General features: G+C 46.3%; 15 protein-coding genes and 1 tRNA gene. 8 read left to right on the forward strand and 8 right to left on the reverse strand.

Annotated features, from left to right (window positions below; all coding sequences use genetic code 11):
- Positions 1–16: 16 nt before the first annotated feature.
- Complete coding sequence (locus GFS24_RS22845) at positions 17–2,929, reverse strand: SusC/RagA family TonB-linked outer membrane protein (protein WP_216647498.1); 2,913 nt, start codon at positions 2,927–2,929, stop codon at positions 17–19.
- 410 nt (positions 2,930–3,339) lie between these two features.
- On the opposite strand from GFS24_RS22845, the gene GFS24_RS22850 reads away from it, so the two are divergent.
- Positions 3,340–4,596 carry an ROK family protein gene (locus tag GFS24_RS22850; RefSeq protein WP_153663628.1) on the forward strand — a complete coding sequence of 419 codons (1,257 nt, stop codon included), beginning with the start codon at positions 3,340–3,342 and terminating at the stop codon, positions 4,594–4,596.
- 102 nt (positions 4,597–4,698) lie between these two features.
- Entirely contained in the window at positions 4,699–5,343 is a 645-nt protein-coding gene (locus GFS24_RS22855; protein ID WP_153663630.1) for a dihydrofolate reductase family protein, read from the forward strand.
- A gap of 179 nt (positions 5,344–5,522) precedes the next feature.
- Here the strand turns inward: GFS24_RS22855 and GFS24_RS22860 are convergent.
- Positions 5,523–5,597, reverse strand: a tRNA-Glu gene (locus GFS24_RS22860).
- Between the two features lie 71 nt (positions 5,598–5,668).
- On the reverse strand, positions 5,669–6,043 hold the full coding sequence (locus GFS24_RS22865; RefSeq protein WP_153663632.1) for a helix-turn-helix domain-containing protein: 375 nt from the start codon (positions 6,041–6,043) through the stop codon (positions 5,669–5,671).
- Between the two features lie 74 nt (positions 6,044–6,117).
- On the opposite strand from GFS24_RS22865, the gene GFS24_RS22870 reads away from it, so the two are divergent.
- Together GFS24_RS22870 and GFS24_RS22875 are read left to right on the forward strand one after the other, a co-directional pair.
- Positions 6,118–6,858, forward strand: a complete 741-nt coding sequence (locus GFS24_RS22870; RefSeq protein ID WP_153663635.1) for an SDR family NAD(P)-dependent oxidoreductase — start codon at positions 6,118–6,120, stop codon at positions 6,856–6,858.
- 88 nt (positions 6,859–6,946) lie between these two features.
- A complete protein-coding gene (locus GFS24_RS22875) occupies positions 6,947–8,080 on the forward strand; it encodes an acyl-CoA desaturase (RefSeq protein ID WP_253906560.1) in 1,134 nt (377 codons plus the stop codon).
- A 72-nt stretch (positions 8,081–8,152) separates the two neighbouring features.
- Here the strand turns inward: GFS24_RS22875 and GFS24_RS22880 are convergent, their stop codons facing one another.
- The gene (locus tag GFS24_RS22880; RefSeq protein ID WP_173003164.1) at positions 8,153–9,286 is read right to left on the reverse strand and encodes a FecR family protein; all 1,134 of its coding nucleotides are present in this window, start codon (positions 9,284–9,286) and stop codon (positions 8,153–8,155) included.
- A gap of 288 nt (positions 9,287–9,574) precedes the next feature.
- On the opposite strand from GFS24_RS22880, the gene GFS24_RS22885 reads away from it, so the two are divergent.
- From GFS24_RS22885 to GFS24_RS22900, 4 genes are all read left to right on the forward strand, one after another.
- A complete protein-coding gene (locus GFS24_RS22885; protein ID WP_153663639.1) occupies positions 9,575–10,159 on the forward strand; it encodes an RNA polymerase sigma factor in 585 nt (194 codons plus the stop codon).
- A gap of 337 nt (positions 10,160–10,496) precedes the next feature.
- Positions 10,497–11,339, forward strand: a complete 843-nt coding sequence (locus GFS24_RS22890; RefSeq protein WP_153663641.1) for a hypothetical protein — start codon at positions 10,497–10,499, stop codon at positions 11,337–11,339.
- Between the two features lie 59 nt (positions 11,340–11,398).
- The gene (locus GFS24_RS22895) at positions 11,399–12,964 is read left to right on the forward strand and encodes a beta-N-acetylhexosaminidase (protein ID WP_153663643.1); all 1,566 of its coding nucleotides are present in this window, start codon (positions 11,399–11,401) and stop codon (positions 12,962–12,964) included.
- 35 nt (positions 12,965–12,999) lie between these two features.
- A complete protein-coding gene (locus GFS24_RS22900; protein ID WP_153663645.1) occupies positions 13,000–14,853 on the forward strand; it encodes a M1 family metallopeptidase in 1,854 nt (617 codons plus the stop codon).
- A 38-nt stretch (positions 14,854–14,891) separates the two neighbouring features.
- Here the strand turns inward: GFS24_RS22900 and GFS24_RS22905 are convergent, their stop codons facing one another.
- From GFS24_RS22905 to GFS24_RS22920, 4 genes are all read right to left on the reverse strand, one after another.
- A complete protein-coding gene (locus GFS24_RS22905) occupies positions 14,892–15,584 on the reverse strand; it encodes a DUF1345 domain-containing protein (protein WP_153663647.1) in 693 nt (230 codons plus the stop codon).
- Between the two features lie 72 nt (positions 15,585–15,656).
- Positions 15,657–16,100: a hypothetical protein gene (locus GFS24_RS22910; RefSeq protein ID WP_153663649.1), complete on the reverse strand. Its 444-nt coding sequence runs from the start codon at positions 16,098–16,100 to the stop codon at positions 15,657–15,659.
- Between the two features lie 389 nt (positions 16,101–16,489).
- Positions 16,490–16,969 carry a GNAT family N-acetyltransferase gene (locus tag GFS24_RS22915; protein WP_173003165.1) on the reverse strand — a complete coding sequence of 160 codons (480 nt, stop codon included), beginning with the start codon at positions 16,967–16,969 and terminating at the stop codon, positions 16,490–16,492.
- A gap of 14 nt (positions 16,970–16,983) precedes the next feature.
- Positions 16,984–18,411: an NAD(P)/FAD-dependent oxidoreductase gene (locus tag GFS24_RS22920; protein ID WP_153663653.1), complete on the reverse strand. Its 1,428-nt coding sequence runs from the start codon at positions 18,409–18,411 to the stop codon at positions 16,984–16,986.
- Between the last annotated feature and the right edge of the window lies 1 nt (position 18,412).

An 18,412-nucleotide genomic window follows, 5' to 3' on the forward strand; every position in this document is an offset into this window, starting at 1 on the left:
GCTGAGAATAAGTTGATTAGAACATAGTAGCTTTCAATCCAATGCTGAAAATGGCCATGCGGGGATAAGTTCCGTTACCGCCATTACGCTCTGGTTCAAGACCTTCCCACTTAGTAATAGTGATCGCATCCTGTGCGTTCACGTAAACACGCAGATTGCGGATCTGTGAACCCACCTTTGGAAAAGTGTAACCCAGCTGGATCATTTTAAAGCGGAAGAAGGAGGCATCGCTCAGCCATACATCAGACAGGTTGGTGTTTGTAGTAGTACCCGTCCATACACGTGGGAAACGACTGTTTGGATTCTCAGGCGTCCAGCGATTGTCTGCATAATATTGACGTGGCGTACCAAGTGCATTGGTGGCACCATCTACCAGTACAGGATAACCTTCCATTCCTCCGAGACGGCCGGTGCGTTTGCCTACGCCCTGACCGAGCACTGCAAAATCCCAACGCTGATAACTGAGGTTCAGGTTCACGGAATAGTTCATGTGCGGGAACGGATCGCCCAGGTTCACACGATCCATGTTGTTGATCACACCATCTTTATTTATGTCTACATAACGGATGTCACCGGGAAGGGTATTAGCCATTTTTGAAGGACTGGCGGCTACTTCAGCAGCATCACGATAGAAGCCGTCTGTTTGATAACCATAGTAGTTGTCCAGCGCAATGCCTTTGTACCAGATCTTGTCGTTATTGTCTTTGAAGATCAGTGTGTCATTATCCTTGTAACCGGCTTTCACTACTTCGTTACGGTTGTCGAAGAGCATACCACCGATGCTGTAGTGTAAATTGCCAATATTATCGCTCCATGTAGCGGAGAGTTCAAAACCTTTGTTATCCACCTGTCCGATATTCAAAGCAGATTCCAGGGTATAGGAACCTGTGAGTGGCGGTACAGGGAAGTTGGCATAGATCAGGTCGAAAGAATGTTTCTGATACACCTCAGCTGTTAAGGTCAGGCGTTTATCGAGCAAAGTAGCTTCCAGGCCAATGTTGGCTTGCTGCTGCTTTTCCCAGGAAAAATTGGGATTGGGCATGCGCATCGTCCATCCCCATGTGTTCACGATCTCCTGCCAGAGATAAGGATCTACGTTCTCATTACCGATGAGGCCATAAGATACCCGCAGTTTCAGGTTGTTCAGCTTGCCGGACTCTACGAGTGATTTCATGAATTGCTCGTTGGTTACGTTCCATGCCAATGCTCCGGAAGGGAAGAAGCCCCATCTGTTTCCGGGAGCAAACTTGCTGCTACCATCTGCGCGTGGCGTGAATTCAAGGATGTAACGGTTGTCGAAAGAATAGTTCAGTTTACCGAAGAAAGAAGATTTACTTACTTCCCGGAAATCTGTATAGTTCCAGCTCATTACTTCCGCACCCGCTGTAAAGTAGATCTTGTCCTTACCCTTGCGGAGGTTGCCGGTATAATTAACGAGTGCACGGCCGGTAACCTGGCTGGTGCTTACACCTTGTTCTGCACCTACGGCATTCGCCCAGGTAGTTACAGGTTTTCCATTTCCGTCAAAAAACTTGAAAGTTTCGCGTTTCCATTTATTGGCGGATTTGGTAATGAGATAAGATACGTTGCCCTCTACATTCAGGTTTTTGCTGATGTTATACCTGGGGCGCAGGTTGATAGAACTGTTATCGTGCAGGTAGTTTTTGTTACCGCCGCGAACGATAGAAGCTAATGGATTGAGACTGTTATGCAGGATGTAATGCTCAGGAATGTCCAGCCCGCGGTCACTGTAAAACACCTGCTGGGAAGCATTCATTTTCCATGCATTGGTGTAGAGGCCATTGCCATCATCGTTGGCGTACAGACGGTCCACCTGAAGACGGTGTGCATAGAAGTCTGCCAGGAGCACGAACTTGTCTGCGATATTGATATTCGTGTTGAAGCGGGCAGAGTATTTCCGTGAGCCTTCAATGTTGTTAAGACCGTTTTCCCGGAGGTGGCCCAGCATCAGATTGAAGGTACCCACACCACCACCACCGGATACGCTCAGTGCGGTGTTCTGTGAGTTGGCGGTACGTTGCATCACCTCGTCCAGCCAGTCTACATTTGGAATTTCACCGCTCTCCATTTTGCGGATGGAGTCTGCAGAGAAAGTAGGTGCCTGGCCCTGAAGGGTACGGGCCTCATTGTTCAGACGCATGTATTCCGCGCCATTTACGAAGTCTGGCAGATCGATCGGTTTCTGGAATGCGGTCCAATGGTTCAGATCTACTTTGAACTTACCTGTGGTACCTCTTTCCGTTTCGATGATAATAACCCCGTTGGCGCCGCGCGAACCATACATGGAAGCGGAAGCGGCATCTTTCAGGATGGTGATGCTTTTCACCTGGTTAGGGTCAATGTCTGTAAGGGATTGTTCCATACCATCTACGATCACCAGTGGCTCTGCATTTTGCAAAGTACTGATACCGCGGATGGAAATAGTACCCGGCACACTGCCTGGCAGGTTGTTACCTTGTTGCATGGTTACACCCGGAATGGTTCCGGAGAAAGCTTCCTGCAGTTTGGCTACAGGTCTTGTTTTAACCTGCTTCATATCCATCTGGGCAACAGAAGAAGCTACGTGCTGGCGTTCTATTTTGGAGAACCCCATTACCACTACAGTGTTGAGGTCTTTGCCTCCCTGCAGTAACCGCACATTAATAACGGATTGCTTACCTACAGATACTTCCCGGTCCTGGAAACCGATGGAGCTGAAGATAAGGATAGCGTTGTCATTCGGCACCTTGATTTCATAGCGCCCGTCGGCTGCTGCCGCGGTGCCGATGTTGGTGCCTTTTACCAGGACGGTTGCGCCTGGTACGGGACTGCCCGAAGAATCCGCGACACTGCCCGTAATGTTCCGCTGCTGGGCCTGGGCCTGCAGCATGCAGAACAGAAACGATGAGAATAAGAATAAGTACTTCATATATTGGCTTGGTTGAAGGTACGTGCGCAAAAAGGCATAACTCCGCCTGTAACAGCCAGCTGTTTTTATGCCGGACGGTTGTGAATTATCATACAAACAGTACATGGATGAGGTGAGGGCTTAGATTTCCCGAAGCGTATATTTTGGTAATCCCCGGCTGTTGTTTTAGTTGATTTTATGCGTAAAGCCACATGGTCCAATCAGGTTATCCGTTGACTCTAAACCCGATTAATTTTTTGCGTTTCTTTAACTTCCTGCTTAATAAATCTTCAAATAATTATTGTATGTGTTCTAAATATGCGGACTATTTTTCGCTAAAGACCAAAGTTTTTTGATATTTTCCGCAATGAAACAAACTTCTTAAATATTTTTTAAGAAGTTTGTTGAAGAAAGACAAAAAAATTGAAGATATGAATGTGCATCTGTTAGGAAGGGAGTTGTTTTCGTTGGAGAGTGACAGCAGGAAGCAGGTACAGCTGAAGTACAGGCTTTTACAGTACATGTATACGAAAGGTCCATCTTCCGTGGCCGGGCTTTGCGAAACATTGAGTATCTCTACACCCACGGCAATGAAACTGCTCCTGGAAATGAGCCGGGAACGGATCGTAGAGAAAAAGGGGCAAGGGGAATCCATAGGAGGGAGGCGCCCTGATCTTTTTCGTTTACGCAAACACGGATTGTTCATTATTTGCATAGACATTGAGCTGTTCAAAACCAGCATGGTGATCGTGGATAACAACAACAACTTTATCACTGCAGTAAAATCGGTGCCTGTTACACTCTCCCGCAGCCGCAGCGCATTTTTTGACACTTTGCTGGGACATGTGGAAGAACTCATCGATTCTGCCAAAATAGATACCGGCCTGCTGATCGGATGCAGTATTGGTATGCCTGGCCTGATCGATACCCAGTTGGGTGAGAATTTCAGCTACCTGTTGGATGATACCGGGCACATGAGCCTGCGCGAAGCATTCGAACAGCAATTGGGGCTACCTGTTGTTATTCAGAATGATGTGAAAGGATCGGCGCTGGCAGAGCTTCGGGTGGGGCATGCAAAAAATAAAAAGAATGTGCTGGTTATTCTCATGGACTGGGGTATTGGGCTGGGCATTATTATGGATGGCAAAGTACAGCAGGGTAGTTCTGGTTTTTCCGGTGAGATGGGACATATGCCTTTTGCAGAGAACGGTGAGTTATGTTATTGCGGTAAACATGGTTGCCTGGAAACAGTAGCTTCCGGCATGACGTTGTCCAAGATTGCAAGACAAGGTATTCTTTCCGGCCAGAACTCTATCATCAATGATCTGTCAAACAAAGAAGTATACCGGATTGAAACAGAGCTGATCATTCGTGCGGCCAATAACGGAGACCAGTATTCTATTCAGTTGCTGTCTAATATCGGTACTAACCTGGGCAAAGGGATCTCTGTTCTCATTCAGTTATTTAATCCGGAATTAGTGATCCTTAGCGGAAAGATCGCGGCGGCCCGCCAGTATATTACATTGCCTATGCAGCAGGCGATCAACACTTATTGCATGACGCAAATAAGGGAAAAAACACAGATCGTTAGTTCTGAACTGGGTGACCATTCCCGTTTGCTGGGATATGCGGCGGAGGGTATCAACCAGTTCTTTGATGCGATGATTGCACAGGTGAAAGCAGGGTGATGGCATATTCTGCCACTATATAAGTCGCATATACACCACCCAAACTCCATTTTTTCTGTTGAGATTTGTGTTGTTTACAAATAGCTTAAAACCCAATTCAACATGAGTAAAGTAAAAGTTGCATGTTTTTCAATTTCCCTGGATGGATTTGGTGCAGGCATCAGACAAAACTTGACTGAACCTTTGGGAGTAAGAGGTGAAGAACTTCACGAGTGGATCTTCCCGACAAAAATGTTTCGGGAGATCGGCCGTAAAGATGGCGGAAATGAAGGTGTAGATAATGAATTCGTGGAGAAGTCGTTCGAGAACATGGGGGCCTGGATCCTGGGACGAAACATGTTCGGACCTGTTCGCGGACCATGGCCGGATGATGAATGGAAAGGCTGGTGGGGCGAAGAGCCGCCGTATCATGTTCCGGTGTTTGTTTTGACAAATCACGAGAGAAAATCCGTGACCATGAAAGGAGGAACAACGTTTCATTTTATTACCGGTGGTATTGAATCTGCGATGGAAGAAGCCAGAAAAGCGGCGAACGGGAAAGACATCCGTATTGGCGGCGGGGTGTCAACGATAAGGCAATACTTACAGGCGGGATATATTGACGAATTACATATAGCCATTTCACCCATCTTCTTAGGTTCGGGAGAACATTTATTTTCGGGAATGAATATGACAGCGCTTGGCTATAATCAGATACAAATAGTGGCCGGAGAGAATGCTACACATATGATCATAAAGAAGGGATGAACGACTTTTTGGAGCAGAGGCTGTAGAATAGGAGATGAAGGCTGATGTAAGGCCATTGCAAGGCTGACTAGAGGCTGTCACGAGGCCGCGTAAGGCCAATCCAAGGCCGCAAATAGGCTGACTAGAGGCCATTAAGGAAATGAAAAAGGCTATTCTGATTCAGAATAGCCTTTAGTTTTTGGTACCGCGTACGGGAATCGAACCCGTCATTCCTCCGTGAAAGGGAGGCGTCTTAACCGCTTGACCAACGCGGCATATAGCGTTTTTGGGATGGCAAAGGTAAGAGAATTCTTTATAAAACCAAAAATATTTGAGCGCAGTGGGTTTACCCGTTATTTTCAACCAGCTGCTCCTTTTCTTCCCGGTTCTGATTTCCCCAATTGGACATTAAGTGCAACATAGGTTCTGTTGAATATCCCAGCGGCGTTAATTCATATTCTACTTTGGGAGGCACTTCCGGGTGAATGATCCTTTTTACCAGGCCGTACTCCTCCAGTTCCCGCAGCTGTGCTACCAGCATCCTTTCAGAAACACCATCGATGGCTTTGCGCAATTCATTGTACCGCATTTTGCCTTGCAGCAGGCAATACAGGATATTGGGTTTCCAGCGGCCGCCGATCACGGAAAGGGTATAGGCCATCCCGCAATTCCTGATCAGGGTGGCTTCATTTTGTGCGTTGGTGGATTCTTCTTTCCGCATACTTACTTTTTTGTTAGTACTTAACAATTTTAGCTGTACCTGCAAATTTAATCATTCCATTCTACTTTTGTGAGATGAAAAATTTAGCAAACAAAACAGCCCTGGTAACAGGAGGGAGCCGCGGTATTGGTGCGGCTATAGCAAAAAGGCTTGCCCGTGAGGGAGCCAATGTGGCCATTACTTATCACGCGTCTCCGGAAAAAGCGGCAGCCATTGTGAAAGAAATAGAGCAATTGGGCGTGAAAGGTATCGCCATTCAGGCGGACAGTGCAGATCCGCTGGCCGTGAAACAGGCGGTAGACCAAACGGCTAAGGAGCTGGGTGGTTTAGATATCCTGGTAAATAATGCAGGCATCGCATTTTATAAAGATATGGCTGATCTGACCATAGAAGATTTTGACCTGATCACGGCGGTGAACATCCGTGCTGTATTTGCGGGATCTCAGGCGGCTTTGCCTTACCTGGGAAAAGGCGGACGGATCATTAATATTGGCAGTTGCCAGGCGGAAAGGATGCCAACTCCCGGCGGCACTCTGTACGCTATGACCAAAAGTGCTCTGGTGGGATTAACGAAAGGCATGGCCCGCGACCTGGGTAAAAAGGGTATTACGGTGAACGCTGTACATCCTGGTCCGATCGATACAGATATGAATCCGGCTGATGGTCCGCACGCTGATTTTCAACGCTCTCTGATGGCGCTTTCTGAATTTGGCACTGCTGATGATATTGCAGGTCTGGTGGCCTATCTTGCTGGTCCTGAGAGTGGTTATGTAACGGGTGCTGGTTTTGTAATAGATGGTGGAACAAATATTTAACAATATATATAGGATTTCAATCAGCTATAATTGCTTAAATGAGGATATTTTCGCTAGTTTTACATGAAAGGGTGAATAGAATTTACGGATGATGAGACTCACTCATCATTTTTATGACCTACCTCCTGTTACAACTATGGCCAAAGTATCATTCAACAACAAGAACGCGCTTTTTTTTCCTTCGCTAAAAGCGTCTGTGGAAGAGTATTTCCAATCAAACAATCTGAAGAAGACAGGTAATTTCCAATTGTATCTGAAAACGATCGTATTGGTACCTGCCGCTGTGCTCCTGTATGTGAGCCTGCTGGTATTTCCTCTTCATGCTGTAGCGGGGATCGCGCTGAGTTCTTTACTTGGTTTTGTATTAGCCTGTATCGGGTTCAACGTGATGCACGATGCCTGCCATGGTAGCTACTCTACCAAAGGCTGGGTAAATGATGCAATGGGACTTACTTTAAATGCACTGGGTGGCAACGCCTTTATCTGGAAACAGAAACATAACATTATCCATCACACGTATACAAATGTGGACGGGTTGGATGATGATATTGCAAAAAGTCCGCTGATGCGCCAGTGCGACACTCAAACATGGAAGCCTATGCACCGGATACAGCATATTTATGTAGTGCTTGTGTACGGAATCTCTTCCTTTGCCTGGGTATTCATCATGGATTTTGTAAAGTACCTGAGCCGCAAGGTGTATAAAACTCCTTTGCAGAACATGAAAACGAGCGATCACCTGGTATTCTGGGGCAGTAAAGTATTATACATCTTGTTCTATATCGTGTTACCTATCTGGGTAGTAGGTGTACAAGCCTGGTTGGTGGGCTTTATCGCCATGCACCTTGTACTTGGCTTTACATTGGCCATCGTATTCCAATTGGCGCATGTGGTAGAAGAAACTACTTTCGAAGTGGTGGGTGAAGATGATAAACTGATAGAGAACGAATGGGCTATTCACCAGATCAAAACCACAGCGAATTTTGCACAGGATGATAAAGTAGTATCCTGGTTGGTAGGTGGTCTGAATTACCAGGTAGAACACCATCTGTTCCCACGGATCAGCCACGTGCATTATCCTGCGATCAGCAAGATCGTAGCATCAAAGTGTAAAGAATTTGGCATTCAGTATAATTCTATGCCCACTATGATGAGTGCGGTGAGATCTCACTTCCGGTTTATGCGCACTTTAGGCATGAAGCCTGTAGCGGCTACTGCATAAAAGCATTGCTATAAAATATTAAAAGCCTCCCAATAACATTGGGAGGCTTTTTTTGTGCGATGATCTAAGTTCTTATTTACAGTGCAAAACGTTGTTCTTCCAGTAGAACTGTACCAATCCCAGGCTGTTCAGCTGATCGAGGAAGTTTTGTAACGGGCGGTGGCGGTATAACTTACCACGAAGGCGCATATTACCTGCTTCGGGGTTATCGATCACCAGGTCCACATTATACCAGCGGCTCATCATTTCTCCGATCTCGCGGATAGAAGCATCCCGGAAGTAATGTTCTCCCTGGCGCCATGCAAGGGTGGTCTGCTGATCAAAATCACGCATAACGAGTGGTTCGCCTGTAGCTACCACTACTTCTTTACCCGGATCCAGGAGTAGTTTGCTGGAGCCGGACTGAACGGCTACTTTACCTTGTACCAGTGAGGTGATCACCTGTGTGGCCCTATAGGCGTTCACATTAAAGGATGTTCCCAGTACCTGGATATCTGCCTGCCCCGCATGTACTATAAAAGGACGGGTAGCATCCTGCTTCACGGTGAAATAGGCTTCTCCTTCTATGAATACTTCCCTTTGATTACCGGGGAATTTAAAAGGGAAACGGATCCTGGAGGTACTGTTCAGCCATACCTGGGTGCCATCAGACAATACTACCTGGTAATCAAGGGTGGGAGGAACGGTGAGGGTGTTCCAGCCGGTGGCGCCTTCCGTATCCTGCGCGTCGAATTTCAGGACGCGGTTATTATTCTGCACATTGGTATTCTGGAGGTTGATGTTTTGGTGGCCGGAGTCACTCATGGTGATCACCTGGCCGTTTGCCAGCTGCAGGGTGGCTGAGCCGTTTGCCACCCGGGCTATCTGCTGAGGCTGTAGCGAGGCTTTTTTGCCGGGCATCCACAGGTAGGCGCCAACGGCTACTGCTGCCAGCAATGCGGCCGCTGAGACCCAGCGGGTGCGCATACGCCGCCTTGCCTTTTGGGCATTATATCGTTCAAAAACGTTTTCAAGGCCTGCCTGCAGGTTCACATTTTCAAGATATTGCCGGGCATCGTCTGCCGGAACCTCCTGAATTTCTTCCCGGATCTTCCTTGCTTCTGCGCCAGAGGCCAATATAGCATCCAATTCCAGTTGCTCCGCTTCGGAAATGATCCCGAAGTGTTCCTTTATTATTAACTCCCGTATGTACAATTCATTCTCCATGCTGCTTATAAGATTCCTTTTATCGATTAACAGGGTGAATTTAAGTGTAATATATTTCCGTTTATCCCTATTTTGGGGTCTGTTAACAGGCATTTAACTTCAAATTTTGTTTTTTTTCTAAAAATTGCAGGTGATGAGACTATTTCAGCATACATCTTTGTTACGAGAATAATTGATCATGTACGCTTCATTTCAATTTCTCCAGTTCAGCCGGCTTTTAAGCAACCAACTATCTCTCTGTACAGCACGCATACTGCTTTATTAACCAGACGTACTATTTTAAACCATATGGACGACAAACGCATCATCGCAGAAATGAAAAAAGGCAATCCTGTCGCCTTTAATAATTTGTATGAGAAGTACTATAAGCCATTATTTTCTTTCGCGTATACAAAAATGGGAAATGTGCAGGATGCTGAAGATATTGTACAGGAGCGTTTCCTGGTGCTCTTAACCAATGAGGGTATCTGGGCACGTATCACAGATCTGCGTCCTTATCTATACAGAATGGTGAACAATGCCTGTCTTCATGAGCTTTCTTCGCATGAATCTAAATCAAAGAAAGAACAGTTATATGGTCAGTATCTTACTGTTGGCCATGAAAATGAATTGCCGGAGATCCTTCAGCAAATGAATGATGAATCACGTATCAGTATTATGACCCCCCTGTTATCTAACCTGGGCCGCCAATGCAGAAGGGCGCTTGAACTCGTTTACATGGAGGATAAATCCTATATAGAAGCAGGGAAGATCATGGGTGTTTCCAAAGAAAGCATCAAAACACATCTCAGCATAGGGAAAAATTATTTCAGGAAGAGGATAGATACCCTTATTAACCTGGCGGCACTAGTGTGCCTTGTACGCTTATGGTAAAAACAGGCTGCCGCCGTAATTGTTAATTGCTGTTATACGTTTGCCCAACCTACTTATGGTGGATCTTACACATTATTATGCTTATAATTTCCACATTAAATTTTCCCATCATTAACAAAAAACAATTCCTCGTCTTTCACCCTTACTTCCATTTTGAGAATCTTATAATCAATAGAGTTTTGATTTAGATTTATTATGGTTAATAAAGAGTAGTGCCGGATTATTCCTGGTCTGGCTTACCTTTTAACTAAGCCGTTTGGTACCCCTAATATTCAGCATGCATGAGAACGTCCGGAAGTAATATTGAACCCGCTTCACCAGAACAAAATAATCTTATATGCACACGTTACAACAGATCATTTTAGAGAAAGTATGTCCCGGTGTACTGATCAGCACCAAAGAACAGATGCCTGCTCTGCTGGAGGAAGTTAAAGCCCAGAAACTCGCTATCACCGCAGGCCTGAAAGTATTGGCGGATGATGAGGAAACGAAAGAACGCATTACAAAGGATGTGCAGGAATGTCAATTTCAAATGATCCTCTGGCTGGAGATCCTGCATAAATACCAGCAACATTCAGATCATTCACTTATTGCTTTTTACCAGGAGCTGGAAGAAATGCTGCAGGGGATCTTAATGGGATTAGAGCAGCATTTTTCTGAGTACCTCGCCATTGATTATCAGTTACCGCAAAGTTATGTTGTGATCGTTAGCCGCCAGATGGAAGAACGCATTGCAGAGATGAAGGTATTCCTGCGCAAAAGGAATGTGGAAGAACCTTTGCTCGATGTAATGTTCAATCCTATATTAAATCATAAAGGCAATCTTTCTTTCAGAATGGTGATGTACTACAGGAGATTATTATTCCTGCTGAATGATCATGGTAGTTTATCGAATGAAGAATATATTGATCAGTTGCATTACATCCTTTACGAATACAATTTTAATTCGCCCGAATACTTTATTTACTGTACTACACAGATGCGCAGGAAATTAAAGGCGTTCCGTACTATCCGTGAAAAAAGAGCCTGCCTTAGCTGGTATGAAAAAGAACTGAGGAGTTTGCCGGAAAGGGAAGTAGTGTTAAATGAGATGCAATCTTCTATCAGGTCCCGGATGTTCAACTGGCTGAAGGATGAGAAACAATATGTGCAATCACTGCTTTCTACTTCGCAGGTCTGATAGTAATCTTTCATGAAGATTATTATCTTTAGTGCTTTACTAACAAGGAAGTAGTCTACATGAAAAATTCATTATCACTATTGCTGGCTTGCATCTTCGCAAGCCAGGTGGTTACCGCACAGGAAGTTTGCCCGGTTATTCCAATGCCCAATCAGGCAACATTTGCCCAGGATCATTTCTTATTGCAGGACAATACGCCTATCATAGCCAATGACCCGGCATTGCAGGGCACTGCACATTCCCTTCAGAAATTATTACTTCGCTACACCGGTGTTCGTACTGCCATCCAGGAGAAGAGCGGGCAGCCTGCCATTATTTTCCAGCTTCAGAAAGGCACCAGCCCGGAAGGGTATAACCTGCAGATGAGTGGTAAGGCTGTTGTGATCAGTGCAGAGAATGAAACAGGTCTGTTTTATGGCGCGGTTTCCTTTTTGCAGCTGGCCAGGAGATTCCCCGGAAAACCTATTCCCTGCTGGAATATCAAAGATGCCCCTTTATATAAATGGAGAGGTTTTATGCTGGATGAATCCCGCCAGTTCTTCGGAAAAGAAGAGGTGAAAAAGATCCTGGATGAAATGGCCTTCTATAAATTAAACCGTTTTCACTGGCACCTCACAGATCAGCCGGGATGGAGAATAGAGATCAAACAATATCCGCGCCTTGCCCTTGTGGGAGGAATTGGTAACTACCATGATTCCATTGCCCCGGCTCAATATTATACACAAAAAGATATAGAAGAGATCGTTGCTTATGCTGCCGCACTGCATATCTCTGTTATTCCGGAAATTGATATGCCAGGCCATGCCACTGCTGCAAACAGGGCTTATCCGGAGTTCAGCGGAGGAGGATCAGCGAAACATCCTGAATTCACGTTCAATCCCGGTAAAGAAGAAACGTATCAATACCTCAGTAATATCCTGAAGGAAGTGGATGTGCTCTTTCCTTCTCAAATGATCCATATTGGCGGAGATGAAGTGAGCTTTGGGAATGAGAAATGGAAAACGGATCCTGCGGTGCAGGACCTGATGAAGCGTCAGCAATTAACTTCCCTGGAAGCAGTGGAACATTACTTCCTTAAAAGGATGGCAGATACGGTTGTTAAGTTGAACAACAGTATCCTGGGCTGGGATGAAGTAACGGCTTCTTCTTTGCCTCCCGGTAAAACCATTGTGTTCTGGTGGCGCCATGAAAAACAGGAAGAGTTAAAGAATGCACTGGAGAAAGGGTACAAAGTAGTGCTGTGCCCGCGCCTTCCTTTCTATTTTGATTTTGTGCAGGATAGTTCTAATACAGTGGGCCGCAGATGGCCGGGCAATCTGTTCAACTCACTGAAAAGCGTATATGATTTTTCACTGAACAGCCTGCCTGCTAACGTTAACAGGAATAGCCCGCTGATTGAAGGTATACAGGCTAATTTATGGACAGAAACGATCGCTTCCAAACAGCGGATGTATTACCTCACTTTCCCCAGGCTGATTGCTTTTGCGGAAGCGGCCTGGACCCATACGGAGAAGAAGGATTTTGTGCAGTTTGAAAAGCGGCTGAAAAGTGCGCTTCCTTTGCTGAAGGCGCAGGGTTTCTATTATTTTGAGAATCCTAAGCTAACACCGGAACCGATAAAATAAAGTAATACCTTCGGATACATAACAAAATCTGCTTCATGAAATACGCCATACTGGCGGCTGTGCTTATCACTGCCGCTGCCTGTAATCAACCTCCTGCAGCACAGTCTGCGAAGGACTCTACAGTAAATACCACCGTAAAAGACCGGCATACCTTGTCTAATGCTGACAGCATCAGCATGCAGCATTTAGACCTGGATATTGCGGTGAACTTTGAAAAGCATATTATCAGTGGCAGTGCTACATGGACGATCGAGAACAAATCGAAGGCCGGCACTTTGCACCTGGATACGGATGGATTAACTATTGACAGTATTACAGTAGATGGCAGGAAAGTTACACACAGCCTGGATGCGGCATTGCCTAACCTGGGTAGCCGATTGAATATTCCTGTAGAAGCAACATCCCGCCAGGTGGTTATCTGGTATGCTTCTAATAGCAAAGCTACTGCGCTGCAATGGCTGGAACCCTCACAGACACTGGGCAAAAAGAAACCTTTCCTTTATACACAATCTGAATCCATCTATGCCCGCACATGGATCCCTTGTGCAGATGGCCCTGGCATCCGGTTCACTTACAGTGCCCGTGTAACAGTGCCTAAGGGCCTCATGGCATTAATGAGCGCTGAGAATGTGCAACAGGCAAATGATAGCGGGGTTTACCATTTTAAGATGGAACAACCTGTGCCGGCTTACCTGATGGCATTGGCAGTGGGAGACATCGGCTTTAAGTCTATTGACCAACGGACAGGCGTATACGCAGAACCGGCCATGCTGGAGAAAGCACATTATGAGTTTGCAGAAGTGGGTAAGATGGTCACTACAGCAGAATCTTTATACGGCCCTTACAGATGGGGAAGATATGATGTACTGGTATTACCTCCAGGTTTCCCATTGGGTGGTATGGAGAATCCGCGCCTCACTTTCTGTACACCTACCATTATAGCAGGAGACCGTTCACTGGTGAGCCTTATTGCACATGAACTGGCACATAGCTGGAGCGGGAACCTGGTTACAAATGCTACCTGGGAAGACTTCTGGCTGAATGAAGGTTTTACCGTTTACTTTGAACGCCGCATTATGGAAGCTATGATGGGCGCTGATTATGCAGATATGTTATGGGAACTGGGTTACCAGGACCTGGAAGAAACGGTGAATGAACTGGGCAAGGATAGTAAGGACACCTGGTTGAAACTGGACCTTACTGATCGTAATCCGGATGATGGTTTAACAGATGTGGCCTATGAGAAAGGTGCGCATTTCCTGCGTTTGGTAGAAGAAACCACCGGCCGCGCCAAACTGGATTCTTTCCTGCGTACCTATTTCGATACACATGCGTTTAAAACCATGCACACGGCGCAGTTCCTGCAATACCTGCAGGAGCATCTCCTGAAAGGGGATACTGCTTTGGCCAATAAGATCAATATCAATGCCTGGGTATATGGGCCTGGTATTCCTGCTAATTGTCCGCGTGTACCGCAGAAACGTTTTGAAAAGGTGGATGCAGAACGTAAACATTTCCTGGAAGGTGCGCCGGTAGCAACAGAAGGCTGGACCTCCCACGAATGGCTGCACTTCCTGCGTAAAATGCCTAAACCTTTAACAGTAGCGCAAATGGGGCAGCTGGATAAAGCGTATCATTTTACCCAAACGGGAAATAGTGAGGTGGCAGATCTCTGGTTCATCATGTCCGTAGCGGCAGATTATACACCTGCATTCGGGAATATGGAAACGTTCCTGAGTACAGTTGGGCGCCGTAAATTCCTCACACCGTTATATACAGAGATGATGAAAACGCCGAAGGGGCAGCAAATGGCTAAGCAGATCTATTCGAAATATAAACAGAACTACCATCCTTTAGCACAGGAAACATTAGGTAAGCTGATCAAATAATCCTTATAGCAAAAGGGCTTCCGATCGGAAGCCCTTTTTTATTTCTTTAATCCGGCAATCAGGTTGATGGTGAGGGCCACTACAAAAGTATTGAGCAAAAAGGATAAGAGACCGTGTACAAGCGCCAGCCGCCTGATGATACGGGATTCTATCTGCACATCTGATACCTGGAACGTCATGCCTATCACAAAGGAGAAATAGGCAAAATCAAGGTAGTCCGGTTTTTTCTCTTTGGGAAAGGTCAGCCCTTCTGCATGTTTTGTACTGTCATCTACAGCGTCATCATAATAGAGATGTGCGTAGTGAACGGTGAATGTGGTATGCACCATGGCCCAGGAAAGCAGCATCCCTCCAACGGCCACGGGTATATAAATACCTTTCGCCATACCACTGGCGTCCTCAGAGAGCATTAACAGCAGTACAGTGAACATGCTGGAGAAGGCAGCGATCAATATAACCAGGAAAACATACAACTGGCTGCCATCATCTACACGGGCTACTTTCCTGATCTGTTCCGGTGGGCGGAGGAAGAATATGATCCAGCTTAAGGTGATGTAAGTAAGGGCAAACACGTCCCATGCTAACAGGTATACTACCAGGGAATTCAATTCCGCATTCCTGGCCAGGAAGAAGGTGAGCAGTGCCAGCGCGAGACTTGCCAGGATCTTATGCGTAGGGTGCATTTCAAGCAGCAACCTGGCGATCCTTTTTTGAGGTATTGTATCAGCCATATTTAAAGTTACTAAAAAAGGCCTGTCTCTCATTATGGAGACAGGCCTTTAAAATAGATGGCGTGATAAGATCTAGTTCTTTTGCAGTTTTTTCAGGGTGATCAGCGGACTACCACTTTTAGCTTTTAATATAGTCCATTCTGTTTCGTTTTCCAGGGAGATCACATAAGTGCTTTCTCCTTCAGAACTGTATTCTACCACGTTCCTGATATTTTGTTCAGGGAAACGTTTGATCAGCTTGTTGATAATGCCTAAGGGCAGGTCTGCATCTGTGATGTAGCGGGAAGTAGCGAGCAGTTCGCCTGCTTTATTAAAGTGGGCCGTTACTTTAGAATTTTTCAGTACAAATTTGGCAACGGTGCCTTCATCTGAATTATACCATGCAACATCAGAAGCGCCGGCAAATTCCTGGTTGAAAGTGACCATGGCTTTTTTGTTGTCAGTAACATTGTCATTGCTTGCGAAAGCTGCACCAGTGGTGAACATGATTGCGAGGATGGTGATGATCTTTTTCATAATATTTTCTTTTTTGAGTTTTTTAATTTTTGTGTTGTTGTTGATGATGTAAAAGTAATTCGCGGATAGAGGGGCAACAAGCTAATAGTTAGGAGTGGTTCCATCACAGGAGTGTGTTGGAATGGCTTGAATGCCTTACTGGTAAAGGTTTGTGTGGTGCTGAAGAAGTTGTGGCAGGGTTATGTTGTAACGGACAATTGGTTATGCGAAAAACAGGATTTTCGAAAGCGGACACGCATTCTCAAAAGCGGACAAAAAAGGGGTACTTCAGGGCTATAAATGCCTTAAAAAGGGGGTATTTATGGAAGGAGGGAAAAAAATGGTTTTCAAAAGCGGACACGCATTTGCAAAAATGGACGAAAAAGAGGCAAAAAAGGGGTGTAAATGGGTTATAGATCCTTCAGCATCCAGTTATCACAACCAAAATGGCCGGTATTTCCCATGGGGCCGTCCAGGTAAATGAACCCGAGGTGTTCATATAACTTCCGGGCCTTCTCCAGTGCGGGCATTGTTTCCAGGTAACATTGCGTATAGCCTTTCTCACGGGCAAAATCAAGGCATTGGCCAATGAGGGTGCGGGCGATGCCTTTGCCCCTGGTGGCCGGCAGCAGGTACATTTTCTGTAATTCGCATACATGGTCCGGGCCTCCATCCAGTGGATGGATACCTGCTCCTCCGGCAATAACTCCATCTACCAGGGCTACAAAGTAAATAGCACGGGGTTTGGCGAAGACGATGGATAAATGGTCTGTGGCAGCATCGGCGAATGCGGTGCCGGGTTTATTGGCGCCGAATTCCGTGAGGGTACTCCTTACTATATGTGCGATGGTAGCGTCGTCTTCCGGCTGTATGGGTCTGATGGTGATCATGCCGGTAAAATACATTATTTACCGAAAACATCTTTGAGGGCACGTTTGGCAGCGTGATAACCGCACATTCCATGAACGCCTCCTCCGGGAGGTGTGGAAGAGGAACATATATATAAACCTTTGGCGGATGTTCTATAAGGGGAGGAACGTAAAGCCGGCCGGGTGAACAGCTGGGCAAGGTCCATGATCCCTCCGTTAATATCCCCGCCGATGTAGTTGGCATTATAGGCCTGCATGTCTGCCGTATTCATCACATGTTTAGATAAGATGGTATCTCTGAAGCCGGGGGCATAACGTTCCACCTGGTCTTCAATAATACGCGTCATATCTTTTGTGGAACCATTGGGCACATGGCAATAAGCCCAGGCTACCTGTTTACCGGCTGGTGCGCGGGAAGGATCAAAGAGGCTTTGCTGTGCCAGCAGTACAAATGGTTTCTCTGCGTGCTGTCCATTGGAAGACTGGTGTTCTGATAAAGTGATCTCTTCCAGTGTGCTGCCCAGGTGTACAGTTCCGGCCTGCCTGCATTCGGGGGCTGTAAAGGGAATGGGCTGATCCAGTGCCCAGTCTATTTTGAATACGCCCATGCCGTACCGGTATTTTTCCAGCTGCCATTTATAGATAGAGGAGAAACGGTGCCCTGCAATTTGCAGGAGTTGCCGGGGTGTTACATCAAATAATACGGTATGTGCGGAAGGCAATTGATCTAAGGAACGGACATACTGATCCACCTCAATCCTGCCACCAATAGATAAGAAATACTTAGCCAGCGCATTGGCGATGGATTGTGCGCCTCCTTTGGGGATCGGCCATCCCTGACGGTGCCCTGCAATCATCAAAGCAAGTGCAATGGCGGAAGTGGAAGTATTGGTTAAAGGCTGGATAGCATGTGCTGCCATGCCTGCCCATAAACCGCGGGCTTTTGTTGTTTTAAATCGTTTAGCCATAAAGGTAGCAGAGGTGAGTGCTTTCAGACCAAAGCGCGCCATGGCAAACGGATGTTTGGGAAAATGCAGAGGGCCTAAGGCATCGTCTGCTATCAGTGGCCAGTCGTTTACAAGCGGCCGGATCAATTGCTCATAACTTTGCGCATCAGCGCCCAGCAGCCGGGCTGTTTCTTCCACGGAATGTTGTAATATGGCAGCTGTTCCATCATCAAAAGGGTGAGCGGCATTGATGGGAGAATGGATGAATTGCAATCCAAAATCTTCCAGCGGCAGCGCAGAAAAGAAGGGAGAACTAAGCGCCATAGGATGAATGGCGGAACAAACGTCATGCACAAAACCCGGCAGGGTCAGTTCTTTTGACCTTAAGCCGCCGCCGATGGTGCTTTTGGCTTCTACCAGCAAAACAGCCAGGCCTGCCTGTTGTAAGGTGATGGCAGCAGCCAGGCCGTTAGGGCCTGCGCCTACAACTATTGCATCGTAATCCCTTTTCTCCATA

Origin of the sequence: Chitinophaga sp. SYP-B3965 (genome assembly GCF_009647655.1) — a bacterium.
Classification (GTDB): domain Bacteria; phylum Bacteroidota; class Bacteroidia; order Chitinophagales; family Chitinophagaceae; genus Chitinophaga.